This is a genomic window from Pedobacter sp. (assembly GCF_965279535.1).
Taxonomy (GTDB): domain Bacteria; phylum Bacteroidota; class Bacteroidia; order Sphingobacteriales; family Sphingobacteriaceae; genus Pedobacter.
Genome location: NZ_OZ257244.1, coordinates 2,173,057 through 2,190,952 on the forward strand (window position 1 = coordinate 2,173,057; position 17,896 = coordinate 2,190,952).

Annotated in this window: 16 protein-coding genes and 1 pseudogene; 9 read left to right on the forward strand and 8 right to left on the reverse strand. The window is 38.9% G+C overall.

What is annotated here, in order from left to right; translation table 11 throughout:
- Positions 1–78: 78 nt before the first annotated feature.
- Positions 79–618 (reverse strand): DUF5606 domain-containing protein, encoded by a 540-nt coding sequence (locus tag ACQY77_RS08555; RefSeq protein ID WP_421938395.1) that lies wholly within the window; start codon positions 616–618, stop codon positions 79–81.
- Between the two features lie 66 nt (positions 619–684).
- Complete coding sequence (locus ACQY77_RS08560; protein WP_421938394.1) at positions 685–1,146, reverse strand: peptidylprolyl isomerase; 462 nt, start codon at positions 1,144–1,146, stop codon at positions 685–687.
- A 235-nt stretch (positions 1,147–1,381) separates the two neighbouring features.
- On the opposite strand from ACQY77_RS08560, the gene ACQY77_RS08565 reads away from it, so the two are divergent.
- Entirely contained in the window at positions 1,382–2,563 is a 1,182-nt protein-coding gene (locus ACQY77_RS08565) for an asparagine synthetase B (protein WP_421938393.1), read from the forward strand.
- A 278-nt stretch (positions 2,564–2,841) separates the two neighbouring features.
- Positions 2,842–3,540: a porin family protein gene (locus tag ACQY77_RS08570; RefSeq protein WP_421938392.1), complete on the forward strand. Its 699-nt coding sequence runs from the start codon at positions 2,842–2,844 to the stop codon at positions 3,538–3,540.
- A gap of 56 nt (positions 3,541–3,596) precedes the next feature.
- Here the strand turns inward: ACQY77_RS08570 and ACQY77_RS08575 are convergent, their stop codons facing one another.
- Genes ACQY77_RS08575 through lpxK form a run of 3 tightly spaced genes read right to left on the reverse strand, consistent with a single transcriptional unit; the run spans position 3,597 to position 7,450 of the window.
- On the reverse strand, positions 3,597–5,600 hold the full coding sequence (locus ACQY77_RS08575) for a putative porin (RefSeq protein WP_421938391.1): 2,004 nt from the start codon (positions 5,598–5,600) through the stop codon (positions 3,597–3,599).
- 1 nt (position 5,601) lies between these two features.
- On the reverse strand, positions 5,602–6,417 hold the full coding sequence (locus tag ACQY77_RS08580; RefSeq protein ID WP_421938390.1) for a purine-nucleoside phosphorylase: 816 nt from the start codon (positions 6,415–6,417) through the stop codon (positions 5,602–5,604).
- Positions 6,389–7,450 (reverse strand): tetraacyldisaccharide 4'-kinase, encoded by a 1,062-nt coding sequence (lpxK, locus tag ACQY77_RS08585; RefSeq protein ID WP_421938389.1) that lies wholly within the window; start codon positions 7,448–7,450, stop codon positions 6,389–6,391. The genes ACQY77_RS08580 and lpxK overlap by 29 nt, the downstream gene beginning before the upstream one ends.
- A 186-nt stretch (positions 7,451–7,636) precedes the next feature.
- On the opposite strand from lpxK, the gene ACQY77_RS08590 reads away from it, so the two are divergent.
- From ACQY77_RS08590 to ACQY77_RS08610, 5 genes and pseudogenes are all read left to right on the forward strand, one after another.
- The gene (locus ACQY77_RS08590; protein ID WP_421938388.1) at positions 7,637–8,818 is read left to right on the forward strand and encodes a sterol desaturase family protein; all 1,182 of its coding nucleotides are present in this window, start codon (positions 7,637–7,639) and stop codon (positions 8,816–8,818) included.
- Positions 8,819–8,921: 103 nt separating this feature from the next.
- Positions 8,922–9,470, forward strand: coding sequence for a LytR/AlgR family response regulator transcription factor (locus tag ACQY77_RS08595; RefSeq protein WP_421938387.1), 549 nt, complete (start codon positions 8,922–8,924; stop codon positions 9,468–9,470).
- Between the two features lie 12 nt (positions 9,471–9,482).
- Positions 9,483–9,626, forward strand: a pseudogene (locus tag ACQY77_RS08600) (hypothetical protein); the annotation flags it as partial.
- A gap of 127 nt (positions 9,627–9,753) precedes the next feature.
- Complete coding sequence (gene pruA / locus ACQY77_RS08605) at positions 9,754–11,388, forward strand: L-glutamate gamma-semialdehyde dehydrogenase (protein WP_421938386.1); 1,635 nt, start codon at positions 9,754–9,756, stop codon at positions 11,386–11,388.
- 194 nt (positions 11,389–11,582) lie between these two features.
- Positions 11,583–11,837 carry a hypothetical protein gene (locus ACQY77_RS08610; RefSeq protein ID WP_421938385.1) on the forward strand — a complete coding sequence of 85 codons (255 nt, stop codon included), beginning with the start codon at positions 11,583–11,585 and terminating at the stop codon, positions 11,835–11,837.
- Between the two features lie 59 nt (positions 11,838–11,896).
- Here ACQY77_RS08610 and can read toward each other — a convergent pair whose 3' ends face one another.
- From can to ACQY77_RS08625, 3 genes are all read right to left on the reverse strand, one after another.
- Positions 11,897–12,556: a carbonate dehydratase gene (gene can / locus ACQY77_RS08615; protein WP_421938384.1), complete on the reverse strand. Its 660-nt coding sequence runs from the start codon at positions 12,554–12,556 to the stop codon at positions 11,897–11,899.
- Between the two features lie 4 nt (positions 12,557–12,560).
- A complete protein-coding gene (locus ACQY77_RS08620) occupies positions 12,561–14,165 on the reverse strand; it encodes a SulP family inorganic anion transporter (RefSeq protein WP_421938383.1) in 1,605 nt (534 codons plus the stop codon).
- A 145-nt stretch (positions 14,166–14,310) separates the two neighbouring features.
- Positions 14,311–14,655 carry a hypothetical protein gene (locus tag ACQY77_RS08625; RefSeq protein WP_421938382.1) on the reverse strand — a complete coding sequence of 115 codons (345 nt, stop codon included), beginning with the start codon at positions 14,653–14,655 and terminating at the stop codon, positions 14,311–14,313.
- 446 nt (positions 14,656–15,101) lie between these two features.
- Between ACQY77_RS08625 and ACQY77_RS08630 the strand changes: the two genes are divergently transcribed.
- Both ACQY77_RS08630 and ACQY77_RS08635 read left to right on the forward strand, forming a co-directional pair.
- Entirely contained in the window at positions 15,102–16,643 is a 1,542-nt protein-coding gene (locus tag ACQY77_RS08630) for an acyl-CoA carboxylase subunit beta (protein WP_421938381.1), read from the forward strand.
- A gap of 78 nt (positions 16,644–16,721) precedes the next feature.
- Complete coding sequence (locus ACQY77_RS08635; RefSeq protein WP_421938380.1) at positions 16,722–17,894, forward strand: MFS transporter; 1,173 nt, start codon at positions 16,722–16,724, stop codon at positions 17,892–17,894.
- Positions 17,895–17,896 lie beyond the last annotated feature (2 nt).

The window sequence follows — 17,896 nt, forward strand, 5'->3', positions numbered from 1 at the left end:
CGGTACTTTGGTACTTTTTTTAGCATAAAAAAACGCATCCGGTAAAACCTGATGCGTTTTTATCTTAATCAAGAAAACTTAAACGCCTTTCTTGCTTGTCATGTTTGCTTTTTTAGCAGGAGCAGATGTTTTGGTAGTTGCCTTTGCGTTTGCTGGTTTAGCAGCTGCTTTCGGTTTTTTCTCTACTTTTTCTTCCGCAAGTTTGGCTTCTGCCTCGGTGGCTGGTGCTGCCGGAGCTTCCTCTGTAAACAATGGCAGATCTTTAAGCAGGTTATACCAAGAAATGATCTTCTTCATATCCGAAGCATACACCTTCTCAACATCGTGATTAGGTGCTACTTCATGAAAAAATGAACGCAAAGTTGTACCATCAGCTTTTACATCTGGAGTACTTCCTTTTGCCGAGATCTTATTAAAAATATCTACCAGTTTAATCTCTTCGTCTTCACCGTAAACTGTAATGTCTTCCAGTGATGCCAATTTAGTATTGGTCATATTGGCTACAATTTTATTTTTAGCCTCATCAAGGCTCTCTAAAATATAACCAACTTTATTCTGACCTACCAGCTTGAATAAACCTGGTCTGCCTGAAACGGCAACAATTCCTCTTAAGTTCATAATTTATTATTTTGAGAATGAAGTGAAGATTCGATATTACATCAATCCCCAGCTTCAATCCAGTTCTTAGTCTTCTAAAACCTCAATATTTAATATTTTGTCGCCCTGACGGATATCATCAACCAAATCAACATTTTCAACAACCTTACCGAAACAAGTATGGTTACGATCTAAATGTGCTGTATTGGTTCTGCTGTGGCAGATGAAAAATTGTGATCCACCAGTATTACGGCCTGCATGTGCCATTGATAATACACCACGATCGTGATATTGGTTATCACCATCTAACTCACAATCTATTTTATATCCCGGACCACTAGTACCTGCCAGGTGTGCTTTTGCAGGGTCTTTTGAATTCGGACAACCACCCTGAACTACGAAGTTAGGGATTACCCGGTGAAAGGTAACTCCATCATAAAAGCCTTCTTTAGCCAGTTTTTTAAAGTTTTCAACAGCTTTCGGTGCATCATTATCGTAGAATTCTACGGTCATATCACCTTTTTCAGTTTTTATTATCGCTTTACTCATATCAATACGTTACTAATTATAGTTTTTAATCAACCTTAAAAAACATTGCGTTTTCAAAGTAGAGGGCAAAAATAACAAAATTGTGTAACTTATAACATCAATAAATTTTTCTAAGTAGTTTAAATGCGGTATTTTAGTGTTTTAAGCATCTGCCATTTTGATAAAGCAATATTATATTCTTATATGCTGTATCCTGTGCTCACTGGGACTCAGGGCCTCTTCTCTATTAATCTATATGGATGAAGAGCAAAAAAATCATTTAAAAGCATATGGTATAGCCTACTGGACTATCAGTAAGCAGGTTGAAGTAGATTGGTTATTAAACTATCGTGGCGGTAGTTTCCTGATCAAGTACAACAAGACAGTGGAGGACGAGTTAAAAATCAGGGGTGTTTCCTACGAGGTGATGGCTGATGGAAAGGTAGTGAACCTGTTAAATGAAATCAGTGATCCATCTGTAAATATGGAAATGGTAAAATTGGAAAAAACACCTAAAATTGCCGTATATTCTCCAAAAAGTAAGCTTCCCTGGGACGACGCTGTAACGCTCGTATTAACCTATGCCGAAATTCCATATGATGTAATTTATGATGATGATATTATTCAGGATAAATTAAGCAAATACGATTGGCTGCACCTTCATCATGAAGACTTTACAGGACAGTTTGGTCGTTTTTGGTCATCTTTCAGGTATGCCAGCTGGTACCAGGAGGATGTTAAAAACCAGGAAACTCTTGCAAAACGCCTTGGCTTTAAAAAAGTTTCAGAAATGAAACTTGCTGTTGCTAAACAAATTAAAGAATACTGTGCTGGTGGGGGCTTCCTTTTCGCCATGTGTTCCGGAACAGATAGTTTCGATATTGCCCTGGCGGCAGAAGGGACAGATATTTGCGCACAGATGTTCGACGGCGATCCGGCCGATCCGAATGCGCAGGCTAAGTTAGATTTTAACAAAGCTTTGGCTTTCCAGAATTTCAGGCTGGATAATAATCCAATGAATTACGAATTTTCTGACATTGATGTTACACAAAACAGGGCTTTGAACCAAAGCAATGATTTTTTTAGTCTGTTTGACTTTTCGGCTAAATGGGATCTTGTTCCTACCATGCTTACTCAAAATCATGATAAAGTGATCAAAGGTTTCATGGGGCAAACTACTGCCTTTAGAAAAAGCCTGGTAAAACCCAGTGTTACAGTTTTAGGCGAAAATAAAGGTGCTGCAGAGGTTAGGTACCTGCATGGGGAAATTGGCAAAGGACAATTTACCTTTTATGGCGGCCATGACCCAGAAGACTATCAACATGCTGTTGGCGACCCACCTACCGACCTAAACCTTCATCCTAATTCTCCCGGATACAGGTTAATCCTGAATAATGTACTTTTCCCCGCTGCAAAGAAAAAGCCTCAAAAAACATAAATTTTAACTTCTGGCATATCTGCTAACTTCAGATATTTTTTGCCTATGCAGGCAAGATTCCTTTTATCTATACAATAAAACAGTATAAAACTGCTCTTGGCAAACTTGTATGCAAAGCTTTTATAAGGCAAAAAAAAGCACTGTAAACCAACAGGTTACAAACTCAAGATGTAACACAAATAATACTTTGGCACAGCTTTTGGAAATAGGACAGTAATTAACAACAGGTTCATCCCTGATTTTTTAACAACAAGATTCTTTACCTAAAGAAAAATATTATGAAAAAGTTACTATTTGGTGCTACAGCACTTTTACTTACTACAGGTGCATTTGCACAAACTACTATGAGTGGAAACGATGCCAGATTCGGTTTAAAAGCTGGTGTTAACTTATCGAGATTTCACATGAGTAACAACGATGCATTTAACGACAATATGAAAGATAATGTTGGCTTTAATGTTACTGCTTTTGGAGATTTCGGAGTGGGCAATAACTTCTTCATTCAACCAGGTATTTCCCTGCAAAATAAAGGAGCTAAAGTAGAATCTACCTCTACTGTAGGTAATACAACCACTACCATTTCAGGTAAAACAAACTTAATGGCTATTGAAGTTCCGATTAATGCCGTGTTCCGTATCCCAACAGGTGATGCTGGTGCTATTCAAATCAGTGCTGGTCCTTATGTAGGTTTTAACATTTCCGGCAAAAACAAGGTTGAAACGACCGTTACAGGTGGTAATGCTGCCGGATCAACTTCATCAGAAACTGACCTGGATTTCGGAAGTTCGAGCGATAAAGATTTTGGAAGTACTGACTTTGGTGCCAACTTCGGTTTAGCTTACAGATTAAACTCTGGCTTTGTTGTGGGTGCTAACTATGGTTTAGGCTTAACTAATCTTACTCCAAAAGATAACAGAGTAAATGACAACAAGTTAACTAATCGTGTGTTAGGATTCTCAGTTGGTTATTCATTCTAGAGATAACAAAGTTAAAAAGAAGGCCTGTTGATTTACTTCAACAGGCCTTCTTATTTTTAATCGTAAAAGTTCCAATAGACACCAAATTTGAGTAAGGCATCCTGCATAGGATATCGGTTAACGGTATAATATCCTTTCTGAAATAGCCCCTGATTTACAAAATCATATTTTACGAATAGATTTGCCCTTTTTAAATTGGCTTTCAAAAACACATCGGCAATGGGTTTGGATTGAAAAGTTACGGGATTTTTCTCATCAATGTAAAACTGTGCTGTTGCAGGAGAATAAAGGTAATTAGCATATTCCGAATTATACCGGATATCTACCCCAATATCAGCTTTAAGTACCTTGAAAAACGTATTCCTGAAATAAATACTGTTATACGTATAGAATTCTGGTGTCCTCAGAATAGCATTTTTATCCGTTTTCTGATAAGCAACGTAATTCTCCATCATAAACTTGCCAAAGCTCCACTTCTTGGCTACATCTATCCTGATCAGGCTGATATCAGCAGTTTCTTGTTTTGGCAAAATGGCGTTGCTTCCGTTAGAGTCATCATGCGTAAAATAAAGGTAGTTGCTGGTTAGGTAATATTTCGCGCCAGCTGTGAATCCATACTTATCGTTGATATAATTGAAAGAAAGATTGGCAATCTTAACATTCTTAAAATCGTTACTGATCCATTGGTAGTGATTGCCTCTGTAAGTCTGAAACAGCGCCGATGGACTCTGGTTTTGTGCATAAGCACCCAGTTCCAATCGTCCAATCTTATCACCTAAAAGTACCCTGCTCTTGGCTTCATAAAGGTAATCGCCACCATTTTCACCCTGCAAAATCTGTTGAACATCTAAATTAAAATCAATATTGCTATTAAAACGATATCCCGCAGCACCCAAAACAGTTATATTTTGGTAAGAATAATCTGTAGTAAGATAGTTAGTCCCGTCAGATTTGATTCCCATAAACCGCTGATTGTAGTGGTCGTGACGTATTCCGGCATCAATTTTCAGTTCATTCTTAATTACGGTAGAATTTTTGGCCCTTAGAAAGAAACTGTAGATGAACTCGTTTTTTAAATGTTGAACATGGGTAGAATCGTTGGTAAAATTGGGATCTGCAAATCCCTGGGGCAATACATTGTAAGGATCAGCCTCATTTTTATAAAAATCGTAACTGTTATTGTCTAACTGAACCGTATAAGTGACCTTATTGGTAGGCAAAACCGACGAAGCTTTAGAAGAGCTGTCTATCCTGCCTACATAGTAACTCTGTTTTAAGAAGAGTATATTTTTCCGGTAGAGATTTCTGCTGCTGGAGAGCTTAACGGCTTCAGCGTCCCTTGCAATTTTGGTATAGGTATCACTAAAGATATTTGCTTCCACTACTCCGCCGTTCTCGTAAGCGCGCATGGTATTGAATATGGCCGAAGCCCACATGTTGTAGCGTTTATTAGGTGACTGATACCAGGAGAAGAGCGCTACGTTTAAGTTATCTCCCCGCTGTCTGCTGTAAAAACCTTTAGAATCTGCCCGGTTAAAATTTACCCCAACATTCCAGTTTTTTTTGATATTCTGGGTATGTATGGCTCTAAAAATCTGCTCCTTCTGCCCTGCACTTACAAAGTATAAACTTGTAAAAGGTGTTCTAGCCTGATAAAAAATAATATCTTCAGGTGTTAACGCATAATAATCCAGCGAATGAAATCCTTCATCGTAACCAATCCTTCTACTGGGTTCATATAATAACGGACGTGCAGATAGTCCCATGTTTCCATTACTAATCGTTGGATGTTGTGGTTGAAGCAGTGGACTATAGTTTTGAATATTCACAGTAGAAGTATCCAAGGGCAACAGTATGATGCTGTCTTTGCTCAAAGATAACTTGGTGTATTTAATGTATTTTGCCGTAAAAACAACAGAGTCTTTCCCTGCATCTAGTTTTTTACGCACCGAATCCATTTCTTTATTGGCCCCTACATCAGTTTTCAAATCTTGCGCAAAAGCACGATTGATCCCCGAACCGATCGATAGCAAAAAAAAGATATAAAGAATTTTCTTCATCTTAAAGCTCAGCGATTAAACGCGTTAAAATTTCTGTCATTTTAGGTTCTGCCTTAGCTGCAGCTTCTAATATTTCATCCAGATTAAAAGGCTGTAAATCTTCTGGAAAGCCTTCATCTGTTAAAACGGAAATGGCAAAAACAGGCAAACCAGCATGATTGGCAACAATTACCTCCGGAACAGTACTCATCCCAACGGCATCAGCGCCTATTAATCGCAAGTATTTATATTCTGCTTTAGTTTCTAAGTTTGGCCCGGAAACCGCAACATAAACACCCTTATGGCATTTTACGTCTACTGTTTTAGCTATATCCATCGCTTTTGCAATGATTGAGCGTTTGTAAGGTTCGCTCATATCGGGAAAACGGGGGCCTAACGAACTTTCTATAATTCCGCGTAATGGATTATCTGGCTGAAGGTTGATGTGATCTTCGATAATCATCAGATCACCTTTCTTAAAATCGGGATTAAGTGATCCGGCCGCATTAGAAACAATGAGATTCTCAATACCTAAACCCTTCATTACCCTCACCGGAAAGGTAATTTGCTGCATGGTATAGCCTTCGTAATAATGTAAACGGCCTTGCATAGCAATAATTTTCTTTCCGTTAAGTGTTCCAAAAATTAACTTTCCGCTGTGAAATTCTAATGTAGAAATTGGAAAGTTTGGAATATTAGAGTACATGAGCTGGTGTTCAACTTCAATTTCCTTTACTAAACCACCTAAACCAGTACCTAAAATAATGCCGATTTCAGGCTTGAAATTTTCAGTTTTACGTTTTATATATTCAACGGTTTCTTCTATTGCTCTTAACATAGTTCAAAATAAGTTCATCAAAGGTAATCTTATCTTCCTCAAATAATTCAACCTCGATGGGTAAATAATATATCGGTAAATTTACCAGTAAATCCTCAAATCTAGTAGCTCTTAAACGCTGGCTATCCTTTTCTGTTGTGATGATGATTTTTTCTTTTCGATCTTCCCCTTCAAAAGCGGCCTTAAATTTTTTAATATCATCTGTAGTAAAAGCGTGGTGATCAGGAAATTCCTCGTGTTTAATATCTTTTGTATACTTACCTAACTCTTCAATCAGGGGGGATGGATTGGCAATTCCAGTAAGCAGGAAAATCTGATAATCTGTAATTGTTTCCAGCGAACGGCTATCCTTCTGCATCAGGTGCTGAAGCTGACCGTATTTTAAATAGGAATGCAAAACGGGTTGGTTTTGATTGGGTTGCAGTTCATTTATTGAAGCCTGTTGAGCTACATGCAACAAGGGTACCGGAGATTTAGTAACCAGTAAAACGTCAGCTCTTTTACGCGAAGAAAAAACATCTCTCAAATTACCCGCAGGAAGTAAAAACTGTAAAGTACCTAACTTTCTGAATTCAAAAAGTAAAATGTTCAAGCCTGCCCGTACAGCGCGATGTTGAAAAGCATCATCCAAAATAACAACCTCATGGTTTTCTTTTAATTTATTGATCCCTTTTACCCGATCTTCACAAACAGCAACGGTTACCTGACTGAATTTCTGATAATATTGCAAAGGTTCATCCCCAATCGTATCAGCAGTAGCGGTAGCATCTGCCACTATAAAACCTTTAGTTTTCCGACCGTAGCCCCTGCTCAGGATAGCTACTTTATATTCTTTTAACAACCGAACCAAATATTCGGTAGTTGGTGTTTTTCCAGATCCGCCTACGGCGAGATTTCCGATACAAATTACAGGTAAATCGAATTTAACTGAGTGCATAAGCCCCCAATCGTAAAGCTTTTTACGAAGAATGATTGCCATTCCGTAAATTAAGGAGAAAGGAAGGAGTAAAAGCCGTAAGTAATTTAATAGCATACTGAGTGTTTCAAAAGTACAGATTATTTAAAAAAGAATGGCATAGTGATGAATGCCCCTTTAAAAGCAACCCCAGGATGTAAAAAAGGTTTGACTGATTTGTACAAGGAATAGTTTTATGGAAATCAGTTACACTATTCTAATTTTTCCGACATAGCCTATAACCAGCAAATTGGGAATAAACAAATGAATTTTCTTATTATTGTTGCTGATCAACCTATCATTTTAATGTCTCAGAACAAACGCTTAGTAGTCGGCCAGGGCCAAATTAGTGGCTACATTTCTATTTTTTTAGCTGTTTTAGTCTTATTGGGAATCCTATGTTTTCATTATCCCGAAAAATTAACTACACCAGAATTCAGGGAAATTTATACAAAAGAAAGCATGGAAGTAATGATGCTTGGTGGTGTAATTGCATCCTTCTTCTTTTCTGCTTTAAGCCTTCTTTTGAGTAAAAAAGTAAAATGGGCTTACCCCGGATTTCTGCTTGCGGCTTTAGCTGTGATATTGGGTGCCATGAGTGTTGAAGGCAGAGATGTGGCTAAATCGAACTGGCATTTTGGCTTAGATTGGATGATTTTAGACCTTCTGTTAATGGTTGCTATTTTTGTTCCCCTCGAATTATTTTTCCCTAAAAACAAAGAACAAACTAAATTCCATTCAGAATGGCGAACAGATTTAACCTACTTCGTTGTCAGCCATTTATTTATCCAGTTTTTTGGAATCATTACGCAGAAACCTGCTATTTTATTCTTTGGCTGGATGGGATTAGATAAACTTCATACCTGGGTCCAGGGCTTACCATTTTTAGTTGCGCTATTTCTGGCCTTCTTCAGCACCGATTTATTTCAATACTGGGCACATCGTATTTTTCATAGCCGTGTTTCGCTATGGCGTTTTCATTCTATACACCATTCCACACAAAATATGGATTGGCTTGCAGGAAGCCGCACGCATTTTATAGATATCTTTTTTACCCGGGCAATGACCTTTATCCCACTTTATGTTTTAGGTTTTTCATCAACAGTATTCAATGTTTACATTATTTTTATTGCTATTCATGCCGTATTAATTCACGCAAACACCAGAATCAATTTCGGTCCCATCAAATACATTTTCACAACCCCTCAATACCATCACTGGCACCATTGTGAAGACCCGAAGTATTACGGACATAATTTCGCGTCTATATTTCCTTTTATTGATATGATTTTTGGCACTTATCACCTTCCCGGTAGTGAGTGGCCAGCTGGCACAGGTGTTCACGAAGGATCTTATCCTAAAGGGTTTGTTAAGCAATCCATCTATCCTTTTACTAAAAGTCCGTTCGATACCGATTTAAATATGGAAGAAAGAAGCGATAGATAATTCTGGATAATGAGGTAGAACTGACGAAGTTGTAACCTAAATAGCAAAGGAAAATTCTTATGGTATCGGAGTAAGTCGGATTGCAATGTCAAACCTCTGCCGTATGATTACTTGCATTATAGTAGACGACGAAGAACATTCAATAGCCATTATACAACACTATGTCAGGCATATTTCGAACCTGAAAACACTAGCCATATTTACTGACCCGGTAAAGGCCTTTATGTATCTGAATGATAACCATGTAAACCTCGTTTTCTTAGACATCTATATGCCTGAAATGTCTGGCATTGACCTTATTCATACGGTCAATAACCGAAATTTGAATTTCGTCCTCACCACGGCATATAAAGACTTTGCAGCAACTGGATTTGACTTAAACGTAATAGATTACCTGGTAAAACCGATTGCCTTACCCCGGTTTTTGCAGGCCATTTCTAAAGCTCAGCAACTCATTCAAATCAACCAAATCAATACACCAACCCAACCTTCAGCAGACGATTATTTCCTGGTGAAAACAGAAGCCAAAGGGAAGATGTTGCAAATCAACATTGATGAAATCGACTTTATGGAGGGCATGAAAAACTATGTAGCCTTTCATCACCGCGGCACCAGAACACTTGCCCTGATTACAACGAAAGATGTAGGGTAGCGCTTACCAAAAAGCCATTTTATCCGCGTGCAAAAATCGTTTATTGTTGCTGTAGATAAAATTACTTCCATTGATGGAAATCGAATTATTCTTAAAGGTATTACTGCAGAAACCTTAATCGTCGACACTACAGAAAGGATTTTATGGACATCATGAAGCAAAAACTATTTAGCTAGAAGCATCTTCAAACATAATCAAACGTTTGCCCGATTTTCTTTACAGAAGAATAGATTTGCCTAGCTCAAAAAGCCTTATCTTTGCACAAATCATAAAAAATAACACTATGCTTAAAGGATTTTTTAACGTACCTGTTCCGGTAAACGAACCTATTTTAAATTATGGCCCAGGCAGTAAAGAACGTGCTTTATTAAAAGAAGCATTGGCTGAGGCCCGTTCGCACCAACAAGACATTGCGATGTACATTGGCGGCAAACAGGTTCATACCACCAAAAAAGGTAAAGTAGTACCTCCTCACGATCATCAACATATATTAGCACAATACAGTATTGGCGATAAAACCCATATCAAGCAAGCCATCGATGCTGCATTAGCCGCTAAAGAAGATTGGGAAAACCTGGCCTGGGAACACCGTGCTGCAATTTTCTTAAAAGCTGCCGACTTAATTGCCGGAAAATACCGTTATAAATTAAATGCTGCTACCATGCTGGGGCAGAGCAAAAATGCTTACCAGGCAGAAATAGATGCCGCATGTGAATTAATCGACTTCTTGCGTTTTAATGTAAGTTACATGGCCGATATTTATAAGCAACAACCACCTGTTTCACCTCGTGGAAGTTGGAACCGTGTAGAACAACGTCCTTTAGAAGGTTTTGTTTTCGCGCTTACGCCATTCAACTTCACTGCAATTGCCGCTAACCTGCCTGCATCTGCAGCCATGATGGGTAATGTAGTAGTATGGAAACCTGCTGATACGCAAGTATATGCTGCCAACCTTTTAATGGAGATTTTCCGGGAAGCTGGTGTACCTGATGGTGTAATTAATTTGGTTTATGCAGACGGACCAGAAACTGGAGATGTAATTTTTAATCACCCGGATTTTGCGGGTATCCACTTTACAGGTTCTACTAAAGTATTCCAGGAAATCTGGAAAACCATAGGAACCAATATCCACAAATACAAATCTTATCCACGTATTGTAGGCGAAACCGGAGGTAAAGATTTTATCCTGGTACACCCATCTGCTCAGGTTGATATTGCTAACACCGCAATTGTGCGTGGTGCATTTGAGTACCAGGGTCAAAAATGTTCTGCTGCCAGCCGTGTTTACATTCCTGAAAGCCTGTGGCCAGAAATTAAAAAATCAATGTTGCGCGATATCGCTACCTTCAAAATGGGTGGAACAGAAGATTTCAGCAACTTTATCAATGCCGTAATTGACGAGCGTTCGTTTGATAAGCTGGCGAAATATATCGATCAGGCTAAAAAAGATAAAGGTGTAGAAATCATAGCTGGTGGTAACTACGATAAAAGTAAAGGATATTTCATAGAACCAACAGTATTAGTGGTTGATGACCCTAAATATACGACCATGTGCGAAGAGCTGTTTGGTCCGGTATTAACCGTTTATGTTTATGCTGATAAGGATTTTGATCAGATTTTAACCATCATCGACACCACTTCTCCATACGCTTTAACCGGTGCATTAATCGCCCAGGACAGGTATGCGATTGAGAAAGCAAGCCATGCTTTACGCAATTCAGCAGGTAATTTTTACATCAACGATAAATGTACAGGGGCAGTAGTTGGCCAACAGCCATTTGGTGGAGCCAGAGGTTCAGGTACTAACGATAAAGCTGGTTCAATGATCAACTTGTTACGTTGGGTTTCTCCTAGAACCATCAAAGAGGTTTTCGAATCACCAACAGATTACCGTTATCCATTCTTAGCAGAAGATTAGGATATTGATTCACTAGGCATTGGATCATTTGAAATCAGTGCTTTAACACATTAAAAAGCATCTTTGGGCAACCGAAGATGCTTTTTTTTTAAAGCAAAAAACTCATGTGCCATTCACCGGGCTCGTTAACATCAGTTTGTGCAAACCAAACCCATTTTACAATGTTCTATTGATGTAACCAATTTAGAAAAAAGATGAAAAAGGAAGAAAATAAAAACCTTGCTGATGAAAAAGCAACCCAAAATGCAGAGACCTCTAACCTACCCTCCAACCAGGTTCCAAGGCATCGCAGTAACGATAAAGAACAGGAAAACGTTGTAAAATCAGATGCCAATGGAATATCCAGAGATTTTGGATTTGGCGATTTCGGATCAGAAGAAGCTCGTGCAGATGCCGAAAAAGGCAATCCGGGAGAAGCCGGAAATATGCCCAATACCGAGAAAAAATAAAAACCCCAACATCCGTTGGGGCTTTCCTAACAACTAAAAAAACAACATCTTAAAAGATGTTATAAACTCACTTTAAAAGCCGGCGGAACGCCGTCAATGCCCGCACAGGTTACCTCTAAATCTTTAATTAAACCTGTTTTCAAACTGTACACCCATGCATGTACAGAAAGCTCCTGACCATTAGCCCAGGCATTTTGTACAATAGAGGTATTGGTTACATTCGCAGCCCCCTCAATGGCATTAAGCTCTACTAAGCGGTCAAACTTTTGGTTTTCATCAGTAATGCTGCTCAACTCACTTTCGTGAACACGATATACATCACGGATATTTCTCAACCAGTTATCAATAATTCCAACTTGCTTATTACCCAAGGCTGCTTTTACACCTCCACAACCGTAATGGCCGCAAACAATTACATGTTTTACTTTCAATACATTAATTGAATAATCCAAAACCGAAAGTAAATTCATATCAGTATGCACCACAACATTGGCAATGTTACGGTGTACAAAGATATCTCCCGGCTTAGTATTGGTGATCTGATTCGCTGGAACGCGGCTATCAGAACAACCAATCCACAATACTGGTGGAGCCTGACCCGCAGAAAGTTTATCAAAAAAATCCGGATCTGTCTGGATCATATCTTTAACCCAATCTTTATTACCTTCTAATAAGCCTGAATACGTAATATCTTTTGTTTCTATAGTTTTTGCGCACATAATATTAACTGTTAATTTCTTCTACAATTTTATTGGTTAGCTTCGGAACCGTATAATGTTTTTTAATGTTTTCAAATGTTACAATGATACCTTTTGTATAGGCATTATGTTTGTAATTGTTAAGGGTTTCCAAAACATCCGGATCGATATACCTGGAGTTTGTACCATCAATAATTACATTGGTTTCGTTTGGTATATTCGTTAAAACTACCTGTATCGCTGCTTTGTTTAAAAAGGATACTTCTTCTGCCAGTTTGATTCTGATGTGCTTTTTATCGCCCTCATTGGTAATGCGATAGAAAAACGGATTCCGCATATTGGTACGCAATAAGTAAAATACCGATACCAGCATACCTACAGCTACACCTTTAAGTAAATCGGTAAATAGCACTGCTAATACGGTTACAACAAATGGCACAAACTGATCCCAACCTTTGTGGTACATGTGCTTGAACAAACTGATTCTGGTTAACTTATATCCTGTCATTAAAAGGATAGCTGCCAAACAAGAAAGTGGGATCATATTAATTACCTGTGGAATGAACAAAAGCGATAACAATAACCACGTGCCGTGAAAAATAGCCGACATTTTGGTTCTACCACCTGCATTTACGTTCGCAGAACTCCTTACGATAACTGCTGTAAGGGGTAATCCACCTAGCATACCGCTGGTCATGTTACCCAAGCCCTGAGCAACCAATTCTCTGTTAGTTGGAGAAACACGTTTAATAGGATCAATCTTATCAACGGCTTCGATACTCAATAACGTTTCTAAACTGGCAACTACAGCAATGGTTGCAGCAACAATATAAACATCCTTATTGGCCAATGCAGAAAAATCAGGCGTAGTAAAAAGGCCAAGAAATTCAGAAAAGCCATTCACAACAGGAATTTTTACAATTTGATCTGCCCTTAAAGCATGTGAAGTTCCGGCAAAGAGTAATGTTGCAACCACGCCCAATACGACAACCAGTAATGGAGCAGGAACGATGCTTAACTTTTTAAATTTTGGCCAGATAATTAAAATAGCGATTGACAATACACTGATAACTACTGCAGCCAAACTAAAATGACCAAGTGCAGCAGTAATGGCTGAAAACGTATTTTCATGATCTTGCTGAAAAAAGCCCTCATCACCGCTAAAGTTGGAATCCACACCTAAAGCATGCGGAAGTTGTTTTAAAATCAAAATCAAACCAATTGCAGCAAGCATTCCTTCAATAACGCTGGATGGAAAATAATTCCCAATTGTTCCTGCTTTAATTAGGCCAAGAATCACCTGAAAAACCCCGGCAAGTACTACCGCAAGCAAGAAAACCGGATAGCTTCCTAAAGAGGTAATAGCGCCTAAAACAATTACGGTAAGCCCTGCTGCAGGACCACTAACGCTCAACTGCGAACCACTTACAGATGATACCACAAGCCCACCTACAATACCGGTAATTAAACCGGCAAATAAAGGCGCACCAGAGGCCAGTGCGATACCTAAACAGAGTGGCAAGGCCACTAAAAACACTACAATACTTGAGGGTAAATCTTTTTTAAGATTCTTTTTTAAGAAATATTTCTTCACATCCGTACCTGAACTGGACGGCTTAAACTTTTGCATAACGATATAATTATCTAGTAAATTTTAACGAATAAATCGTGATGTTTAAGATTACCGCGCAGCATCAAAAATTGCCCGCAGCAAACACCAGCCCCATCAGCATATTAATGAAAATGACGACAAGGGTTAAACACCAAAAAAAAGACTAAATAAAGTTGGGTGGAGGGGTAGGAACAGTAGGGTGATATGGATCAACATACCGCTTAAAATGCTCAATAAAGCTACTCTTTAAAAAGAAATGTCCAGAAGAAAACTCGTAAGAAATTACTGGATGATGAAGTTCTACCAATTTAAAATCGGTAAATTTTGCGGTGTCTTTGGCGGAGTCTTTTCCGCCTTCATGCTCTAACTCGATTTGCATGATTACGGCATTCATAATATCCTTATCCAATGTTGTAAAAAATACAGGCGCACCCGATATACACATCTTCGCCATGAAGATGCCCATAAATGCGGCTACGATTATATATCTGTATTTTCTTAAAAACATAGTGTTTTTCTAATCTCGTTCTAATCTACTATTACAAAAATAAGCGCATAATTGGTTTTTCAATGCATGAAGGTGTAAAAAAAATGCAATATAAGTGAAAATTAGACAAGGAAAATAGCTCAAACAACTGATTATCAATAATATTAATAACAAAAATAAACTAGAAATATTCTAAACAAGGGATCACTATCAGTATATATTAAGGTAAAAAATCATGTTATTTTAGGCAAAAGGCCTCTATAACGCGGGTATTCTACTCACATCCAGAGCTCCAATACTATCCAAAAGAATAAGATATTGCATCAAAGGACTGAGTTATAATCAAGGTGTTTTTAAGGAACAGTTTTTCAATTCCTGATACTAATGCTGAAAGAATGGTAGCTGTACAAACAATGATACTTGTAATACCGCCTGTAATTTTTAAATTTAAAATCTAAAGTATCTGTATGGAAAAGAAATTAGCCTTATTGCAAGATAAAATCAAACAAGCCAAATTAGGTGGTGGACAAGCGCGAATTGATAATCAACATAAGAAGGGCAAGCTTACAGCAAGAGAACGCATTCACTTCTTACTAGACGAGGGTAGCTTTGAAGAAATTGGCATGATGGTTACACATCGCAGTACAGATTTTGGAATGGAACGCGAAAAATACTCGGGTGATGGTGTAATTACCGGCTATGGTACAGTAAACGGACGCTTAACCTACGTTTTCTCTCAAGATTTCACCGTTTTTGGCGGTTCATTATCAGAAACTCATGCTGAAAAAATCTGCAAACTAATGGATATGGCCATGAAAAATGGGGCACCATTGATTGGCTTAAACGATAGCGGTGGCGCCAGGATTCAGGAAGGAGTTGTATCTCTGGGTGGCTATGCAGATATTTTTTACCGCAATGTGCAGGCTTCGGGTGTCATCCCACAACTTTCAGCCATCATGGGGCCATGTGCCGGTGGTGCGGTGTACTCTCCAGCCATCACCGATTTTATCCTCATGGTTGAGAACACTTCTTACATGTTTGTAACCGGGCCAAATGTGGTTAAAACAGTAACCCACGAAGAAGTAACTTCTGAAGAACTGGGAGGAGCCAATACCCACGCAACAAAATCCGGCGTAACCCATTTTGCCTGCGCAAATGAAATAGAGGCCATTAACCATGTTAAAAAACTCTTAAGCTATATGCCACAAAACTGTGAAGAGACTCCGGATTTTCTGCCATACGAATCTTCAGATGAACTCCGAACAGCGCTTGATACATACCTCCCTGAAAACGCAACACAGCCATATGATATGCGAGACATTATCAACGAAGTGGCAGATCAGGAAAGCTTTTTAGAAGTCCACGCCGCTTTTGCCGAAAATATAGTGGTTGGGTTTGCCCGATTAGCCGGTAGAAGCATCGGAATTGTAGCTAACCAACCTGCTTATCTGGCAGGGGTTTTAGACAGCAATTCTTCAACCAAGGCCGCACGTTTTGTTCGTTTTTGCGATTGTTTTAACATTCCTTTATTGGTTTTTGAAGATGTTCCTGGCTTTTTACCAGGTACTGACCAGGAATGGAATGGCATTATCAGCAATGGGGCTAAACTTTTATATGCCTTTAGTGAGGCCACAGTTCCCCGTATTACCGTTATTACCCGAAAAGCATATGGTGGAGCGTACGATGTTATGAACAGTAAACACATTGGTGCAGATATGAATTATGCCTGGCCAAGTGCTGAAATTGCAGTAATGGGGGCAAAAGGTGCTGCCGAGATTATCTTTAAAAAAGAAATTACATCTGCCTCAAACCCACAGGAAAAATGGTTGGAAAAGGAAAAATTATACTCTGATATTTTTGCAAATCCTTACCGCGCAGCCGAACGTGGTTTTATCGATGAAGTAATTGTACCTGCTCAAACCCGCATAAAGTTGATAAAAGCTTTTAAGATGTTAGAAAATAAGGTGGTGAATAGCCCAAGAAAAAAACATGGAAATATACCTTTGTAAGTGTAGGAGATACTGATAATGGATTGACGAAACTCGATCCGCTCAAATCTATCCTTAATCATCCCATCTTACAAACCTATGTTAAAACGAATAGACATCCTCATTATGGCCTTTTGTACAGGCCTTATTGTTGCTAACATTTATTACTGCCAGCCGCTGGTTATCCTCATCGCCGATGATTTTCAGCTAAGCGAGAGCAATGCCGGCCGGATCACTTATCTCACACAAATTGGATATGCCCTGGGTTTATTCCTGCTGGTTCCACTGGGTGATATGTTTGAGCGTAAAAAGCAAATTTTAGTGATTACTGTGATGGCCATTATTGCATTATTGGTTGCGGCCGTATCTAAGACTTTCCTGCTGCTCGAAATGGCATCGGTATTGATTGGAGCCTGTTCCATAGTCCCCCAGCTTATCCTGCCTCTGGCGGCCAATTTAAGTTCGGATGAGAATAGAGGTGCCAATATCGGAATGATTATGAGTGGTTTATTAGTAGGGATTCTTGCTTCACGTGCGGTAAGTGGAAGCATTGGTTTTTGGCTGGGATGGAGAGCAATGTATTACATTGCGGCGGCAATCTGTGCCTTACTGCTTTTATTAATGGCTAAACGTTTTCCGAAAAGCTTGCCTGCCTTTAAAGGTACCTACAAACAGCTCATGGGCTCTATGTTTGGTTATATCAAATCGCAGCCCGCCCTAAGAGAAACTTCACTCATCAATTTCTTTGCTTTCGCCATTATCAGCGCATTCTGGACAACCATGGTATTGTTTTTAGCTAATCCACCTTTTAACTTTCAAACCTTACAAATCGGCCTCTTTGGCATTGCAGGTGCTGCCGGCGCCTTAGCCGCCCCCCTGGTTGGCAAGTTGAGTGATGGTAATAATCCGCGTAAAAACCTGATGATTGGATTTATCATGCAAATCATTAGCATGGCTATGTTTTATTTCACCGGCGCTAATCTCTTTGTATTTGTAGCGGGCATTATTTTAATTGATATTGCCCAACAAGCCATCCATGTAACTAATCAGACCAAAATTTACACCTTAATTCCCGAAGCCAGAAACAGGCTAAATACAATTTTTATGTCGGTTAGCTTTATTGGAGCCAGCTGCGGCTCTGCTCTTGGCTTATGGCTATGGGGTCAGGGAGGCTGGAATCTTTTCTGCTATGGAATAACTGGAATTATCGTTCTGAATATTTTAATTTATTTATACTATGGTCGAAAACAAAATATTACTAAAATCCAATAGCT

Excerpts from the sequence above, each read along its gene's own strand:
- ACQY77_RS08590 (WP_421938388.1), top strand. The coding sequence starts at position 7,637 with ATGAATTTTCTTATTATTGTTGCTGATCAACCTATCATTTTAATGTCT.
- ACQY77_RS08575 (WP_421938391.1), bottom strand. The coding sequence starts at position 5,600 with ATGAAGAAAATTCTTTATATCTTTTTTTTGCTATCGATCGGTTCGGGG.
- ACQY77_RS08580 (WP_421938390.1), bottom strand. The coding sequence starts at position 6,417 with ATGTTAAGAGCAATAGAAGAAACCGTTGAATATATAAAACGTAAAACT.
- can (WP_421938384.1), bottom strand. The coding sequence starts at position 12,556 with ATGTGCGCAAAAACTATAGAAACAAAAGATATTACGTATTCAGGCTTA.
- ACQY77_RS08555 (WP_421938395.1), bottom strand. The coding sequence starts at position 618 with ATGAACTTAAGAGGAATTGTTGCCGTTTCAGGCAGACCAGGTTTATTC.
- lpxK (WP_421938389.1), bottom strand. The coding sequence starts at position 7,450 with ATGCTATTAAATTACTTACGGCTTTTACTCCTTCCTTTCTCCTTAATT.
- ACQY77_RS08570 (WP_421938392.1), top strand. The coding sequence starts at position 2,842 with ATGAAAAAGTTACTATTTGGTGCTACAGCACTTTTACTTACTACAGGT.
- ACQY77_RS08635 (WP_421938380.1), top strand. The coding sequence starts at position 16,722 with ATGTTAAAACGAATAGACATCCTCATTATGGCCTTTTGTACAGGCCTT.
- ACQY77_RS08625 (WP_421938382.1), bottom strand. The coding sequence starts at position 14,655 with ATGTTTTTAAGAAAATACAGATATATAATCGTAGCCGCATTTATGGGC.
- ACQY77_RS08630 (WP_421938381.1), top strand. The coding sequence starts at position 15,102 with ATGGAAAAGAAATTAGCCTTATTGCAAGATAAAATCAAACAAGCCAAA.
- ACQY77_RS08595 (WP_421938387.1), top strand. The coding sequence starts at position 8,922 with ATGATTACTTGCATTATAGTAGACGACGAAGAACATTCAATAGCCATT.
- ACQY77_RS08610 (WP_421938385.1), top strand. The coding sequence starts at position 11,583 with ATGAAAAAGGAAGAAAATAAAAACCTTGCTGATGAAAAAGCAACCCAA.
- ACQY77_RS08565 (WP_421938393.1), top strand. The coding sequence starts at position 1,382 with ATGGATGAAGAGCAAAAAAATCATTTAAAAGCATATGGTATAGCCTAC.
- pruA (WP_421938386.1), top strand. The coding sequence starts at position 9,754 with ATGCTTAAAGGATTTTTTAACGTACCTGTTCCGGTAAACGAACCTATT.
- ACQY77_RS08560 (WP_421938394.1), bottom strand. The coding sequence starts at position 1,146 with ATGAGTAAAGCGATAATAAAAACTGAAAAAGGTGATATGACCGTAGAA.
- ACQY77_RS08620 (WP_421938383.1), bottom strand. The coding sequence starts at position 14,165 with ATGCAAAAGTTTAAGCCGTCCAGTTCAGGTACGGATGTGAAGAAATAT.